This window comes from Nonomuraea africana (assembly GCF_014873535.1).
GTDB classification, from domain to species: Bacteria; Actinomycetota; Actinomycetes; order Streptosporangiales; family Streptosporangiaceae; genus Nonomuraea; species Nonomuraea africana.
On sequence record NZ_JADBEF010000001.1, the window covers coordinates 6,310,535 to 6,323,900 of the forward strand.

Genomic DNA, 13,366 nt, shown 5'->3' on the forward strand with positions numbered 1-13,366 from the left:
GGCGTATGACAAAAAGGGATATTCGCCGTTTGTCCCGCTAATTGCCAGGAAATCATCATCAGCAGGGTGGTCTGACACCACCACTGGTGAACCGACATCGGTGAACCAGAAACTAAGTAATTGACGGGCGGCGAACCGTTCCCGTGATTACATGAGGGCGGGGGCCGACCGGCGATGACGCCGCGTCGGCCCCCGCTTCCCCTTGTTCAGGCAGATTTGCGAGCCTTCTTCTTCGGCTCCTTCTTGTCCGAGGCGCCGCGCTCCTTCTTGGCCGCCTCGACGCTCGCCCGCAGCGCGGCCATGAGGTCGACGGCGGGACCCGCCTCCTCCTCGCCCGCGGGAGCGGCGATGACCTCCTTGCCGGCCACCTTCGCCTCGATCACCTGTTGCAGGGCCTCACGGTAGGCGTCGTGGTACTCGGCGGGATCGAAGTCGGCCACCATCGTGGTGATCAGCGACTCCGCCATCTTCAGCTCCTGGGCCCGCACCTCGACGTCCTCTTCGAGGAAGCCGAAGTCGGGAGTGCGGATCTCGTCCGGCCAGAGCATCGTCTCCAGGACGAAGACCCCCTCGCGGACGCGCAGCGTGGCCAGCGACTCCCGCTGCCGCAGCGCCACCTTGACCACCGCGACCTGCCCCGAGCTCTCCAGCGCGTCACGCAGCAGCACGTACGGCTTGGCGCCCTGCGCGTCGGGCTCCAGGTAGTAGGTCTTGTTGAAGTAGATGGGGTCGATCTGGTCGGCCGGCGTGAACTGCAGCACGTCGATCCTGCGCGAGGTGGTCAGCGGCAGGTCCTCGAAGTCCTCGTCGGTGAGCACCACGATCTCGCCGGTGGCCAGCTCGTATCCCTTGGCGATGTCGGAGTAGGGCACTTCCTCGCCGTCGATGGTGCACACGCGCTTGTAGCGGATCCGCCCGCCGTCCTCGCGATGCACCTGGTGGAAGGTGACGTCCTTCTGCTCGGTGGCGGAGTAGAGCTTCACCGGGATCGTGACCAGCCCGAACGAGATCGCACCCTTCCAGATGCTGCGCATGGGCACTCCAAGAGAAATAGCGGGCTCACCTCATGGGCACATACCCGTCATGGGCGATCCGATGCCATATCCCATTGAACCGATGCTGGCCGTACCAGGCGCGTTACCAGAGGATCGCGAGGAGTACGGGCTGGAGGTGAAGTGGGACGGCATCAGGGCGCTCGTCCACCTCGAGGGCGGCGGCTGCCGGGTCAACGGCAGGCACGGCGCCGACTACACCCGGCGCTATCCCGAGGTGTGCGAGGCGGCGGCGGGCTTCGGCGTCGACCACGCGATCGTCGACGGCGAGCTCGTGGCGCTCGGCCCCGACGGCCGGCCCAGCTTCGAGCGGCTGCAGCGGCGGATGCATCTCAGCGACCCCTCCCCCGCGATGGTGCGCCGCTTCCCCATCACCTACTTACCCTTCGACCTGCTCTACCTCGGCGGGATCGCGCTGTTCGACCTGCCGTACAGGGACAGGAGGGCGCTGCTCGACGACCTGGACATCGGCGCGCCCCCGGTCTTCCCCTGCGACACCGACCTGCTGGCCGCCACTCTCGACCAGGGCCTCGAGGGGGTGATCGCCAAGCGGCTCGACGCGCCGTACCGGCCTGGGGTGCGGACGCCCTGGTGGATCAAGGTGAAGCACCACGACACCCGCGAGGTCGTGATCGGCGGATGGAAGCCCGGCAAGGGACGCCGCGCGGGCGGGATCGGCTCCCTGCTCCTGGGCGCGTTCACCGAGGACGGCTTGACCTACGTCGGGCACGTCGGCACCGGGTTCACCGACGCGGCGCTCGCCCACCTGCTCGGCCTCCTCGAGCCGCTGGAGATCCCGCGCAGCCCCTTCTCCAACGAGGTGGGCGGTCGCAACAGGTGGGTTAGACCGGAGCTGGTCGGGGAGGTGGCCTACACCATGTGGACACACGACCGCAGGCTGCGGCATCCGGTATGGCGCGGCCTCAGGGCGGACAAGGTACCGGCAGAGGTGACGCTGTGAAGGTTCCCGTCAAGGTGGACGGACGCGAGCTGACGCTCAGCAACCTGGACAAGGTCCTCTACCCGGAGTTCGGGTTCACCAAGGCGGAGGTCATCGACTACTACAGCCGGGTCGCCCCCGTGCTGCTGCCCCACCTCCAGGGCAGGCCGCTGACCGTCAAGCGCTATCCCAACGGCGTCGACGGCACGTTCTTCTTCGAGAAGAACGCCCCGCAGCACACGCCCTCGTGGGTGCGCCGCGTGACGCTCCCCGTGCCGGGCAGCACCAAGAACCGCGAGACCATCGAGTTCGCCGTCGTCGAGGACCTGCCCACCCTGGCCTACTACGCCAATCTCGCGGCGCTGGAGCTGCACGTGCCGCAGTGGCGGGTCTCGAAGGACGGCGAGGCGCTGCCACCCGACCTGCTCGTGTTCGATCTCGACCCCGGCGCGCCCGCCACGATCGTCGACTGCTGCAGGGTGGCCGTGCTCATCCGCGAGGCGCTGGCCGAGGACGGGCTGACGGTCAGGCCGAAGACCAGCGGCAACAAGGGGATGCAGCTCTACGCGGCGTGGGACAACAGGGTCGAGCCCTCCGAGTACGCCCGCTCGCTCGCCCAGCGGCTGGAGAAGGAGCACCCACGCCAGGTCGTCAGCGTGATGACCAAGAAACTCAGACCGGGAAAGGTGTTCATCGACTGGAGTCAGAACAACCCGGCCAAGACCACCGTCGCGCCCTACTCTCTGCGTGCGAGGTCGCGCCCGACGGTCTCGACACCCCTGCGCTGGGAGGAGGTCGAGGCGTGCGAGAGCTCCGACGAGCTGGTGTTCACCTCGGCCGACGTGCTGGCCAGGGTGAATGACCATGGTGACCTGTTCGCTCAGGCGTAAGGTGGAACACGTTCGGCTATGGGAGGGGGACAGATATGTCAGAGATGGAAGACGTGGTGTTCGAGCCGGAGGAGCTCTCGATCGAGGCGCCCGAGGCCGACGCGGCCGAGCAGCTGCGCCTGCTGCGTGAGGAGGAGCGCGTGCGCGGCGAGGTCCCGATCGACGTCGATCCCGCCGACGCCTTCGAGCAGGACCGCACCGTGGGTGACGATGATGACGAGGACTACCGCTGAGCTGGTTACCCACGCGTAGGATGTGCCCGCAAGAGCTGCTGTTGACCAGGCAGCGTGACCTGTCTTCGGCGCTGTGAAGGAGCGATCATGACCGCGACCCCGGACGCGAAGCCCCGGGGCACCCGGCTGCCCAGGCTCGCTCGCAGGCGTCAGCTCCTGAGCGCCGCCCAGGAAGTGTTCGTGGAGAACGGCTACCACGCGGCCGCCATGGACGAGATCGCCGACCGGGCGGGCGTCAGCAAGCCGGTGCTCTACCAGCACTTCCCCGGCAAGCTCGAGCTCTACCTGGCGCTGCTCGACCTGCACGTCGACGACATGGTCAGCCGCGTGCGCGACGCGCTCGCCTCCACCCACGAGAACAAGCTCAGGGTGCAGGCCACCTTCCGCGCCTTCTTCGACTTCGTCTCCAGCCAGGGTGAGGCCTTCAGGCTCGTCTTCGAATCCGACCTGCGCAACGTCGCCCCCGTCCGGCAGCGCGTGGAGCGCTCGCTGCGCGAGTGCGCCGAGATGGTCAGCCAGGTGATCCAGGAGGACACCGGCTGTTCCAGCGAGGAGGCGCACCTGCTGGGCGTCGGCCTGGTCGGCATGGCCGAGGTCAGCGCCCGCTACTGGATCACCCAGCACGGCTCCATCCCGAAGGACGCGGCCGAGCAGCTCATGGCCAGACTGGCCTGGCGCGGCATCAGCGGTTTTCCGCGTACGGCATAACCGCGTTCGCTGGGCGCGATCAATAACGCCCTTTTGCCGACGAGCGGCGACGATGGGGTGAGCCGGCCCGTCGAAAGGGAACACGATGGAAATCAAGATCGGTGTGCGCTCCGTGCACCGCGAACTCGTTGTGGAGACCGACCTCTCGGCCGACCAGGTCGAGGAGGAGATCAGGAACGCGCTGGCCGCCGACCGCGGTGTGTTCGCCATCACCGACGTCAAGGGCAGGCGCGTCATCGTGCCCGTCGCCTCGCTGGGCTTCATCGAGATGGGTGAGGACGAGTCGAGGCCCGTCGGCTTCGGCGGCACCATGTAGCACGCACGGGCTTGGGGGGTGCGGCGGCCTGCCGTACCCCCTGAGCACCGGTCAGCCGCAGGCCCGCCGCCGATCGACGGAGCAGCCGAGCGGGCGGCGCGCGCCCGGGCTCTCGGCCCTGCCCGGTTCGGTGGCCGGACAGCCGGCGCTGCCCCTTCGCAGCGCGGCACGTGGAGTCCAGCGGTTCGGCCCACATCTGCTCAAGGAACTGCCGTTGCGGCGCGAGGCCCTCATGCCTGGCACGCTACAACCGATTCGCCCCCCGCGCCGCTAGATGCCCAAGGCGGTCATGCGCTTGCCGTGCTCCTCGGTCAGCCGCGCGAACAGGCGGGAGATCTCGGCCTGGTCGTCGGGCACGGCCTCCACGAGCAGCTGCGCCAGCTCCGGACGGGCGGCGGCCACCCGCTGCCCCTGGCTGAGCGCCTCGCCCACCAGACGCCTGGCCCACAGCGCCAGCCTGCCGGCCACCGCCGGATCCGCCTCGACGGCCGCCCTGACCCGCTCCACCGCGAACGCGGAGCGCCCCTGGTCCGCCAGCACCTCGTCGACCAGGTCGGCGATGGAGGGGTCGAGGTGCCTGGCCGCCTCCCTGTAGAAGTCGAGTGCGATCCCCGAGCCCACGTAGGCTTTGACCAGCGCCTCGAGCCAGTCGCCCGGCGCGGTCTTGAGGTGCCACTCGTCCAGCGCCTCCACGAAGGGCGACATCGCCTTGTCCGGGTCGGCCCCGAGCGAGACCAGCTTGTCGCGCAGCAACTCGAAGTGCGCGTACTCCGCCACCGCCAGCTGGCCGAGCACGGCCCTGTCGCTCAGCGTCGGGGCCAGATGGGCGGCGTCCTCCGCCAGCCGGAGGAACGCGGTGAGCTCGGCATAGGCCAGAACGCCGAGGAGGTCGACGACGCCAGGGGATTCTGTCATGGTGGCAGCGTACTTCGGGAACATAATGAAACTCGGTCCGCGTTGTGGTATCGAGTACACTGCTCTGTGAAAGTGCGACCGCACAGTGTTAATCCGGGAGATTCGCTCCCGCTAACCCCCACTCCGGGCCTGCGGTCGCTGATGACGCGCGAGGGCTGGCTCTACCGCGAGGACCCAGGCACGGGGATGATTCCGCCCGATGGTCCCGGCAGGCCCGCCTTCATTTGAGACTGAGGCAGGCCACGCTGACGACTTTCCGAGACCTCGGAGTCACACCAGAGATCGCAGATGCCCTCGAGACCGAGGGCATCACCACGCCGTTCCCGATTCAGGAGATGGCGCTCCCGCTCGCCCTCGCGGGCCAGGACCTCATCGGTCAGGCCCGCACCGGCACGGGGAAGACCTACGCGTTCGGCATCGCGATGCTGCAGAGCATCGGCAAGCCGCGCAAGAACCGCAAGAAGCCACGCGGCCTCGTCGTCGTGCCCACCCGCGAGCTGGCAGTACAGGTCTCCGAGGACCTCGTCACGGCCGCGGGCAAGCTCGGCTCGAGGGTCCTGACCGTCTACGGCGGCCGGGCCTACGAGCCGCAGGTCGAAGCGCTCAAGGCTGGCGTCGACGTCATCGTCGGCACGCCCGGGCGCCTTCTCGACCTGGTCAAGCAGAAGCACCTCGACCTCTCGCAGGTCACCATGCTCGTCCTCGACGAGGCCGACCGCATGATGGACCTCGGCTTCCTGCCCGACATCGAGCGCATCTTCAAGCTCATCCCCGCCGAGCGGCAGACGATGCTGTTCTCCGCGACCATGCCGGGCGAGATCGTCGCGCTGTCGCGCAAGTACCTCAACCGTCCCACCCACGTGCGCGCCGAGATGGACAACGGCGAGGGCGAGACCACGCCGCAGGTGCGGCAGCTCGTCTGGCGCGTCCACCGGATGGACAAGATCGAGATCCTCGGTCGCCTGCTCCAGGCCGACGGCCGCGGGCTCACGATGGTCTTCTGCGAGACCAAGCGGGCCTGCGACATGGTCGCCGAGCAGCTCGACACCCGCGGCTTCGCCGTCGCGGCCGTCCACGGCGACCTCGGCCAGGGCCAGCGCGAGCAGGCGCTGCGCGCGTTCCGCAACGGCAAGATCGACGTGCTCGTCGCCACCGACGTCGCGGCTCGCGGCATCGACATCGACGACGTCACCCACGTGGTCAACTACGACGCCCCCACCGACGACAAGACCTACGTCCACCGCGTCGGCCGTACCGGCCGGGCCGGTAAGACGGGCATCTCGGTCACCTTCGTCGAGTGGGAGGAGCTGACCCGCTGGAAGATGATCAACAACATGCTGGGGCTCGACTTCGCGGAGCCGGAGGAGACCTACTCCACCTCGCCGCACGTCTACGCCGAGCTGAGCATCCCCGCGGGCACCAAGGGCGTGCTGCCGCGCGCGGCCCGTTCCAGGGCAGGCCTGGACGCCGAGGAGATCGAGGACCTCGGGGAGACCGGCAGGTCGCGTTCGCGCGGCCGTAAGGACAAGGAGCGGGAGGAGCGCGAGCCGCGCCCCGCGCGCACCCCGCGCCAGCGCCGTCGCACCCGCGGCGGACGCGCCGAGGACGAGCTCGTTTCGGCCGAACCGGTTTCGGCGGCTCCCGTCGCGGTAGAGGCTGTTGCGACAGGGTCTGTTACGGCAGAGCCCGTTTCGACGGAGCCCGTCTCCACGGGGCCCGTCTCGGCAGAGCCCGTTTCGACGGGGCCCGTCTCGACGCCGCCGGTTTCGGACGAGGCCACCTCGCGGGAGACCGCCTCCGACCGCGCCACCTCGCGCAGGACCACCTCGCGCCGGGTGGTCGCGAGGCAGGACGTGGCGGCTGAGCCCGCCGAGGGCACCACATCGACCATCGCGCCGGAGGAGGAGCCCATGCGCAGGCGCTCCCGCAGGACCGACGACACACCCGCCATCATCTCCCACGAGGAGGTCGAGGCGGCCGCCGAGCAGCCGTCCAGGCGGACCCGCACCCGCAGGGGCGCGTCCTCCGAGGCACTGGAAGGGGCGCTCTCCTCCGTGAGCGACGACCAGACCATCACCAGGAGCACCCACCGCGCCGAGGCGCCGGCCGAGGAGCCCAGCTTCCTGGCCAGCCCGCCGCCCCCTGCCCGCAGGGAGCCCGAGCGGATCGTGCCGCCGAACGCGTTCACGGTGATCTTCCAGTCGCCCGACCTCGCGACGGACGACGACGAGATCGCCCCGTCCGCCGCGACCGAGCGGCAGCAGCAGCGCCGCCGTCCGCGCACCGGCGGCGGCAACAGTGGCGGTAACAGTGGCGGCCACGGCGGCGGCAACCGCCGCCGCTGAGCCCGACGGTGAGGCGCGGGTCCCGTTCTCCGGGGCCCGCGCCTCACTCGTTCCGCGTGCGGGTGTCCCTACCCTGACCTCTGGGTATTGTTGCCTTACGTGAGTACGCCGCGATTCCTGTCCCTGCCACCTGGCGTCGTCGAGGTTCAGATCGAGACGCCCCAGGGGTCTTTCGCGGCCCTCGAGGCCCGGCCGCTCAGCGGCGTCATCGAGCGCCTGCCCGCCCTGCTGGTGCCGGGCCTGACCGGCAGCAAGGAAGACTTCCTCGCGATCCTGCAGACCCTGGCCGCCGCGAACCGCCGGGTCATCGCCATCGACATGCGCGGGCAGTACGAGACACAGGGGCCCGACGACCCGACCGCCTACACCTGCCCCGCGCTGGGCAACGACGTCGACGCGATCGCGATGTCCGTCGGCGACGGCGGGCCCGTCCACCTGGTCGGCCACTCCTTCGGCGGGCTCGTCGCGCGCGAGGCGGTCATCGACGGCCGCACCAAGTTCGCCTCCTTCACGCTGATGAGCTCCGGGCCCTCCGGCATCGTGGGCCGTCGCGAGCAGGCAGGCCGGGCCATCATGCGGGAGCTGCCCGAGTTCGGCCTCGAACACGTGTGGGTCACCCGCTACGAGCCCGAGGCGCTGTCGGTCGGCGTGTCCGACGAGATCGTGGCCTTCCTGCGCAAGCGGCTGTTCGCCAACAACCCAACGGGGCTCGCGACGATGGCCGGGCAGGTGCTCGACCAGCCCGACCGCACCGACGAGCTCAGGCAGATCGAGGTGCCCACCCTGGTCCTGTACGGCGAGCACGACGACGGCTGGCCGCCCGAGGCCCAGGCGGAGATGGCCGCGCGCCTGGGTGCAGAGGCCGTGGTGGTGCCGGGCGCGGTCCACTCCCCCGCGGTCGAGGCGCCCGAGACGACGGCCGCCGCGCTGACGAGGTTCTGGAACGCCGCGGAGGCCAGGAAGCCCGCGTTTTAGACAACTGCTCCAATACCATGTAATGATTCACTTACTACCGGCCGCCCGTGGCCCCTTGACCGGCGGCCGGGTGGTTCGTGGCTCGAGTGGCTCGAGTGGGAGATCATCATGGCGAGCATCGAAGAGATCGTCGTCCAGCCGCCCCAGACCGTCACGTGGCTGGTCCACCTCGACCGCGCCATGTGGGTGGGCGGCGTGCGCGGTCTCATGCTGCAGGCGCTGCATCCGCTGGCGATGCGCGGCGTCTGGCAGAACTCCAACTTCCAGGACGACCCGTTCGGGCGGCTGCGCCGTACGGCGGACTTCGTGGGCAGGGTCACCTTCGGCAGCCCCCAGGAGGCCGACGAGATCGGCCGCAGGGTCCGCGGCATCCACCGGAGCCTGCGCATCACCGACGACGGCAGGACGCACCGCGTGGACGACCCCGAACTGCTGCTGTGGGTGCACTGCGCGGAGGTGTCGTCCTACCTGGAGGTGGCCAGGCGCGGCGGGCTCGGGCTGAGCGACAGTCAGGCCGACCGGTACCTGCGCGAGCAGCGCAAGAGCGCGACCTACGTCGGCCTGCACCTCGACGACGTGCCGGGCTCGCGGGCCGAGATGGACGCCTACTTCGCGCACATGCGGCCCAAGCTGCGGGTCATCGAGGAGTCGGCGGCCACCGTGCGCTTTCTGCTGTGGCCGCGGCTGCCTGCCGAGCTGCGCAGGCTCTCCCCCGGCAAGCCCGCCTACTTCCCCTTCGGCGCGCTGTGCTACTACTCGCTGCCCGACTGGGCCAGAGAGCTGTACGGCACGCTGCCCGAGGTGCCGCGCTCGACGGTCACCGCCGCGCTGAGGGCGTTCAGGCTGGGCTTCAACGCGCTGCCCGAGCCCGTGCACGACCTCGCCTTCGCCCAGCCCACCAGGGACATGCTGACGGCTTCACGGCGGCGTCTGGCGGCGGCGGGCTACGACGTGAGCAAGGGGCTCAAGGGGCTGACCGATCCGCGCCGGTGGCCGTCGTCCGCCGAGGAACGGCACGCCGCCTGACGGGCACGCATGCCCGTTCTTCGGGCTGAGCTCCCGGTGGAGCCCGGAAGGGTTCCCAGTCTCCGGGTCGGCTCCCGGCGGGGCCCGGCTGGGCTCCCGAACTTCGGGTCATCTCCCGGCCCGGCTAGGCTCCGGGTCAGTTCCCAGGTCGGCTCCCGATGGCCGGTCAGCTCGGGTCGGTGAGGGCGTCCCAGGGGAGCTTGTCGGGCGCGGCCGTACGGCCCTCGGGGCAGTGGCGCCTGAAGTCGCACCACGAGCAGAGGGGGCCCGGGTTCGGCGGGAAGGGCGCCTCGGTGTCCCCCGCACGGTAGCGGTCGTCGGCCTCGCCCGCCTCGAGCGCGACCTCCTCGGCCCTGCTCAGATGGCGGCCCAGCGACTCGTCGGTGTGCTGCCACTCGACGACCTCTCCGGTCGGCAGGTGGTGCAGCTCGACGGTGTGGCAGGGGGTGCGCAACACGCGCGAGGCGGCGATCGCGTAGATCGCCAGCGCCAGCGAGCCACGGGCGTCGTCCTGGGTCAGCGGGCGGCGTCCCGTCTTGTAGTCGACGACGACCAGTTCGTCCCCGCGCCGGTCGAGACGGTCGATGCGCCCGGAGACCGCGATGGTCTTGGTGCGCGTCGCCACCGTGCGCTCGACGCCGACCGGCTCGTCGGCAGGGTCGAGGGTCTCGACGTAGCCGGACACCATGCCGCGCGCGTGGTCGCGCCACCTCGTGGACTGCTCGGAGTCCCTGAACCCCTCGGAGATCCACCCGTTGGTGAGCAGGATGCTCGCCATCGCGGGGGTTCTGCGGTGGTACGGCTCGCGCCACCAGGCCGCCAGCGCGTTGTGCACGCTCGCGCCCATGCTGTTGTGAGCCCACGCGGGCCCCTTCTGCGGCTGCGGCCTGTCGAGGTAGGAGAACCGGTAGCGCCTGCGGCAGTCGAGCCATGAGTTCAGCCGCGACGGCGTGCACGAGTAGAGCCGTCGCGGCATGCCCTCGAGCGGAAGTTGCTCCAGCACCTACTGATCGCCCAGGTTCAGCCGGATGCCGGCCGCGCCCGTGCCGTCGGCCAGCGGGGACTCGGGGGGCGCCTCGCGGGTCAGCGAGCCCGACACCCAGTCGTCGAAGTGTGGCTCGAGATCGCCGATCGTGGTCTCCTCGCCCTGGTTGGGCAGCACCCTGGTGGCGCCGGGCAGCGTGAACAGCCTGCCGCCGATGGAGGTCAGCTGGTCGGCCAGGGCGGGGTACTCGCCACCCAGCTTGCCGGGACCGTCGGCCTGCAGCGACTTGCCGGCGAAGACCGCCCCGAGCTCCTCGGAGTAGAGGCAGACGCCGCCCATCGTGATGCCGGGCGTCTCGAGGACCTCGAGCCTGACGTCGGCGACACCGAAGACGCCTTCGTCCTCCATCTCGATGTCGGGCCAGGTCTCGGACCAGGTCTCCCGCCAGATCGGCTTGTCCTTGGGGTGCAGGGCGACCACCGACTCGTCCCTGCTGGCCACCTCGATGGCCGCGCCGACGTGGTCGGGCAGGCCGTGGGTACAGATGACGGCCAGCACCTCCCGCTCGCCGACCTTCTCAAGGATCTTGTCGGCGTCACGCGCCGGGTCGATGACGATGACCTCGTCGTCGTCGCCCACGATCCAGGTGTTGTTCTCGACCTTGTGCTCGGTGCCGTCGATGTCGACGGTGCCCTCGGTCACGACTCGCTCGATACGCGCTACCACACCGCCACCCTATCGCCACCGGGGCCCGGCATTCCCGCTGCTTCGGCGGCTCATTTCGGCAAGCCTCCCGTAGATCGCCGGCTTAGGTCTTATCGGAGGGTCGAGATGCGGAGGAACGCGCGGCCCTACCCGTCTACCGACCGCTGACGTCTTCAGGGGTCCAGCTGGGGTCTCCCTGGAGCGAGGGTTGGGGTCTTCGGGGAGGCGAGAGGCGAAGGAACGCGCGGCCACACCCCTCGGCCGAGGTCTTCCGGGCGGCCAGGGGCTGAGATCTTCCGGGGGCGAGGGATCAAGGAGGTCCTGGCCCTCTGCCGGTGGCTGGGGTTTTCTGGAGGGTTCGGGGTCAGGGCTGTGCGGCCAGGGAGCGGACGGCGGTGATGATGAGCTGGACGGCGAGGGCCGCCAGCAGGAGTCCGGCGATGCGGGTGACGAGTTCGACCCCGTTCTCCTTGATGACCCGGATGATGCGCACCGAGAAGCGCATGAACAGCCACAGCACCACGTGCACCAGGGCGATGGCGAGGCCGAGCGCGACGATGCCGCCGGTCACCGTCTCGGCCTGCTGGGCGAAGACGATGGTGGCCACGATGGCCCCTGGACCGGCCAGCAGCGGGGTCCCGAGGGGCACCAGCGCCACGTTGACGTTCGACTTGACGCTTCCCGCCTGGGGCTCGGTGGTGCCCCGCAGCAGCTCGAGCGCGACGAGGAGGAGCAGGAGTCCGCCGGCGATCTGCATGGCGGGCACCTCGACGTGCAGGTAGCTCAGGATGGCCTGGCCGAAGACGGCGAAGACCACGATCAGGCAGAACGCCGTGACCGCCGCCTGCCAGGCGATGCGCCTGCGTTCGGCGGGGGTGCGTCCGCCGGTGTAGGCCAGGAACAGCGGGATGACGCCAGGCGGGTCCATGATGACGAACATCGTGACGAAAGCCTCGACGAAGAACCTGACGTCGAACACCTGTCCCCCCAGATTCGAAAGGGGGAGGTCACGATGTTAACCCTCGAGTCTGGGCGAGAACGCGCCGAAGGGCAGATCGAGGTCCTGGTCGTGGTCGCGCAGGTCGCGCATGCACAGCTCGGTGAGGGCGATGAGACACCCCGCCTCCGCCGGCCAGCAGATCGCCCATATCCAGTTGCCGAGCGCCTCGCCCGCGTAGATCGCCCGGTCGGCGGGCCCGCCGACGCACCACAGGGCGGTCGGGTGGCCGAGCACATGGATCTTGGCGTTCGGCGGGCCCTCGTCGAACCCCACGCCGGGGTCGGGGCCGTCGAGCCCCGCGAAGGACGCGCCCAGGCCGACGCCGGGTTCCTCCGCGATGATCACCAGGTCGGTCGGGCCGAGGGTGACCGAGGGGCCGGCCAGCGCGACCAGGCTCGCGCGTGCGCCGCTGCGTTCGTCTCCCGCCTGGCCGAAGCCCGTCACCAGCCAGCCCGGCGCCAGCGGCCACGGCAGCCAGACAGGGACGACCGCGTTCTGCCGTACCGAGGCGTAGCCTGCGCCGGACGGCGGCAGCGCCTGGAAGGGCAGGACATCGCCATGCGCGTCGCAGCGCCACGCACTGGACCATGCACTCGGTGCATGAAGCGGGCCAAAACACCGTGGACAGGTCGGAGCCGCTCTCACAGCTACTCACGGTGCGTCGCGAGGGCCCCATCCGTCAAGGGCACAGCTCGTTATCCCGCCGTAATCTTGGCCATGTGCGCGTAAATTGTGTGGGCGCGATCATCGTGGACGACGCGGGCCGGCTGCTGCTCATCCGGCGCGGCCACCCGCCCGGCGAGGGGCTCTGGTCGATTCCCGGCGGCAGGGTGGAGGCGGGCGAGAGCGACGCCGCCGCCGTACGGCGCGAGGTGCTGGAGGAGACCGGGCTGGTGGTGACGGTCGGCGCGCTGGCGGGCGCCGTCGAGCGGGCCGGGCCGGGCCGAACCGTCTACGTGATCCGCGACTATCTCGCCACCGTGGTCTCGGGCACACTCGCACCCGGCGACGACGCCGCCGCGGCGCGCTGGTGCGCACCCGCCGACCTCGCTCGGCTTCCGCTGGCCGCCGGCCTGCTCGAGGCCCTCACGTCATGGCGGGTCCTTTGACATCCTCTCCGGCCTGGAAGGGCGAAGATTCCCGGCTTGCGCCGAGTGGTTCGCGGTTCACAGCCCCGCCCAACGGCTGGAGGGCTCCCCGCGCTGCCACCCCATGCCCCGGGGCGGTCGTACACGTCGGCTTGGTCATCGCCGACCCGCCCACAGCAAGCCATCCC

General features: G+C 70.1%; 15 protein-coding genes. 9 read left to right on the forward strand and 6 right to left on the reverse strand.

Features of this window, described 5'->3' with window-relative positions; translation table 11 throughout:
- Positions 1 to 206 precede the first annotated feature (206 nt).
- Positions 207 to 1,034 carry a non-homologous end joining protein Ku gene (gene ku, locus H4W81_RS29890; RefSeq protein WP_192777870.1) on the reverse strand — a complete coding sequence of 276 codons (828 nt, stop codon included), beginning with the start codon at positions 1,032 to 1,034 and terminating at the stop codon, positions 207 to 209.
- A gap of 82 nt (positions 1,035 to 1,116) precedes the next feature.
- Between ku and ligD (H4W81_RS29895) the strand changes: the two genes are divergently transcribed.
- The 5 genes from ligD (H4W81_RS29895) (at position 1,117) to H4W81_RS29915 (ending at position 4,139) form a co-directional block, all read left to right on the forward strand.
- The gene (gene ligD / locus H4W81_RS29895) at positions 1,117 to 2,013 is read left to right on the forward strand and encodes a non-homologous end-joining DNA ligase (RefSeq protein ID WP_192777871.1); all 897 of its coding nucleotides are present in this window, start codon (positions 1,117 to 1,119) and stop codon (positions 2,011 to 2,013) included.
- Positions 2,010 to 2,882 carry a non-homologous end-joining DNA ligase gene (ligD, locus tag H4W81_RS29900; RefSeq protein WP_318782034.1) on the forward strand — a complete coding sequence of 291 codons (873 nt, stop codon included), beginning with the start codon at positions 2,010 to 2,012 and terminating at the stop codon, positions 2,880 to 2,882. The genes ligD (H4W81_RS29895) and ligD (H4W81_RS29900) overlap by 4 nt, the downstream gene beginning before the upstream one ends.
- A 35-nt stretch (positions 2,883 to 2,917) precedes the next feature.
- Positions 2,918 to 3,115 carry a hypothetical protein gene (locus tag H4W81_RS29905; RefSeq protein ID WP_192777873.1) on the forward strand — a complete coding sequence of 66 codons (198 nt, stop codon included), beginning with the start codon at positions 2,918 to 2,920 and terminating at the stop codon, positions 3,113 to 3,115.
- A gap of 87 nt (positions 3,116 to 3,202) precedes the next feature.
- Positions 3,203 to 3,823 (forward strand): TetR/AcrR family transcriptional regulator, encoded by a 621-nt coding sequence (locus H4W81_RS29910; protein ID WP_183655652.1) that lies wholly within the window; start codon positions 3,203 to 3,205, stop codon positions 3,821 to 3,823.
- A gap of 85 nt (positions 3,824 to 3,908) precedes the next feature.
- Positions 3,909 to 4,139 carry a DUF3107 domain-containing protein gene (locus H4W81_RS29915; protein ID WP_183655650.1) on the forward strand — a complete coding sequence of 77 codons (231 nt, stop codon included), beginning with the start codon at positions 3,909 to 3,911 and terminating at the stop codon, positions 4,137 to 4,139.
- A 270-nt stretch (positions 4,140 to 4,409) separates the two neighbouring features.
- Here the strand turns inward: H4W81_RS29915 and H4W81_RS29920 are convergent, their stop codons facing one another.
- On the reverse strand, positions 4,410 to 5,054 hold the full coding sequence (locus H4W81_RS29920; protein WP_192777874.1) for a ferritin-like fold-containing protein: 645 nt from the start codon (positions 5,052 to 5,054) through the stop codon (positions 4,410 to 4,412).
- A gap of 335 nt (positions 5,055 to 5,389) precedes the next feature.
- On the opposite strand from H4W81_RS29920, the gene H4W81_RS50345 reads away from it, so the two are divergent.
- The 3 genes from H4W81_RS50345 to H4W81_RS29935 all read left to right on the forward strand — a co-directional run bounded on the left by H4W81_RS50345 (position 5,390) and on the right by H4W81_RS29935 (position 9,400).
- Positions 5,390 to 7,399 carry a DEAD/DEAH box helicase gene (locus tag H4W81_RS50345; RefSeq protein WP_264083195.1) on the forward strand — a complete coding sequence of 670 codons (2,010 nt, stop codon included), beginning with the start codon at positions 5,390 to 5,392 and terminating at the stop codon, positions 7,397 to 7,399.
- Positions 7,400 to 7,498: 99 nt separating this feature from the next.
- Positions 7,499 to 8,374, forward strand: coding sequence for an alpha/beta fold hydrolase (locus tag H4W81_RS29930; RefSeq protein WP_192777875.1), 876 nt, complete (start codon positions 7,499 to 7,501; stop codon positions 8,372 to 8,374).
- Positions 8,375 to 8,482: 108 nt separating this feature from the next.
- A complete protein-coding gene (locus tag H4W81_RS29935; protein ID WP_192777876.1) occupies positions 8,483 to 9,400 on the forward strand; it encodes an oxygenase MpaB family protein in 918 nt (305 codons plus the stop codon).
- A 166-nt stretch (positions 9,401 to 9,566) separates the two neighbouring features.
- Here H4W81_RS29935 and H4W81_RS29940 read toward each other — a convergent pair whose 3' ends face one another.
- The 4 genes from H4W81_RS29940 to H4W81_RS29955 form a co-directional block, all read right to left on the reverse strand.
- A complete protein-coding gene (locus tag H4W81_RS29940) occupies positions 9,567 to 10,403 on the reverse strand; it encodes a RecB family exonuclease (RefSeq protein WP_318782035.1) in 837 nt (278 codons plus the stop codon).
- A complete protein-coding gene (locus H4W81_RS29945) occupies positions 10,404 to 11,087 on the reverse strand; it encodes an MBL fold metallo-hydrolase (protein WP_318782036.1) in 684 nt (227 codons plus the stop codon).
- Between the two features lie 367 nt (positions 11,088 to 11,454).
- Positions 11,455 to 12,069 (reverse strand): MarC family protein, encoded by a 615-nt coding sequence (locus H4W81_RS29950; RefSeq protein WP_192777878.1) that lies wholly within the window; start codon positions 12,067 to 12,069, stop codon positions 11,455 to 11,457.
- A 36-nt stretch (positions 12,070 to 12,105) separates the two neighbouring features.
- A complete protein-coding gene (locus tag H4W81_RS29955) occupies positions 12,106 to 12,735 on the reverse strand; it encodes a DUF6758 family protein (RefSeq protein WP_192777879.1) in 630 nt (209 codons plus the stop codon).
- Positions 12,736 to 12,809: 74 nt separating this feature from the next.
- Between H4W81_RS29955 and H4W81_RS29960 the strand changes: the two genes are divergently transcribed.
- Positions 12,810 to 13,199, forward strand: coding sequence for an NUDIX hydrolase (locus H4W81_RS29960; RefSeq protein ID WP_318782037.1), 390 nt, complete (start codon positions 12,810 to 12,812; stop codon positions 13,197 to 13,199).
- The last annotated feature ends 167 nt before the right edge of the window (positions 13,200 to 13,366 follow it).

What these genes read in the sequence shown, in the direction of transcription:
- ku (WP_192777870.1), bottom strand. Translation starts at nt 1,034, where the DNA reads ATGCGCAGCATCTGGAAGGGTGCGATCTCGTTCGGGCTGGTCACGATC.
- ligD (WP_192777871.1), top strand. Translation starts at nt 1,117, where the DNA reads ATGCTGGCCGTACCAGGCGCGTTACCAGAGGATCGCGAGGAGTACGGG.
- H4W81_RS29905 (WP_192777873.1), top strand. Translation starts at nt 2,918, where the DNA reads ATGTCAGAGATGGAAGACGTGGTGTTCGAGCCGGAGGAGCTCTCGATC.
- H4W81_RS29910 (WP_183655652.1), top strand. Translation starts at nt 3,203, where the DNA reads ATGACCGCGACCCCGGACGCGAAGCCCCGGGGCACCCGGCTGCCCAGG.
- H4W81_RS29915 (WP_183655650.1), top strand. Translation starts at nt 3,909, where the DNA reads ATGGAAATCAAGATCGGTGTGCGCTCCGTGCACCGCGAACTCGTTGTG.
- H4W81_RS29920 (WP_192777874.1), bottom strand. Translation starts at nt 5,054, where the DNA reads ATGACAGAATCCCCTGGCGTCGTCGACCTCCTCGGCGTTCTGGCCTAT.
- H4W81_RS50345 (WP_264083195.1), top strand. Translation starts at nt 5,390, where the DNA reads ATGGCGCTCCCGCTCGCCCTCGCGGGCCAGGACCTCATCGGTCAGGCC.
- H4W81_RS29935 (WP_192777876.1), top strand. Translation starts at nt 8,483, where the DNA reads ATGGCGAGCATCGAAGAGATCGTCGTCCAGCCGCCCCAGACCGTCACG.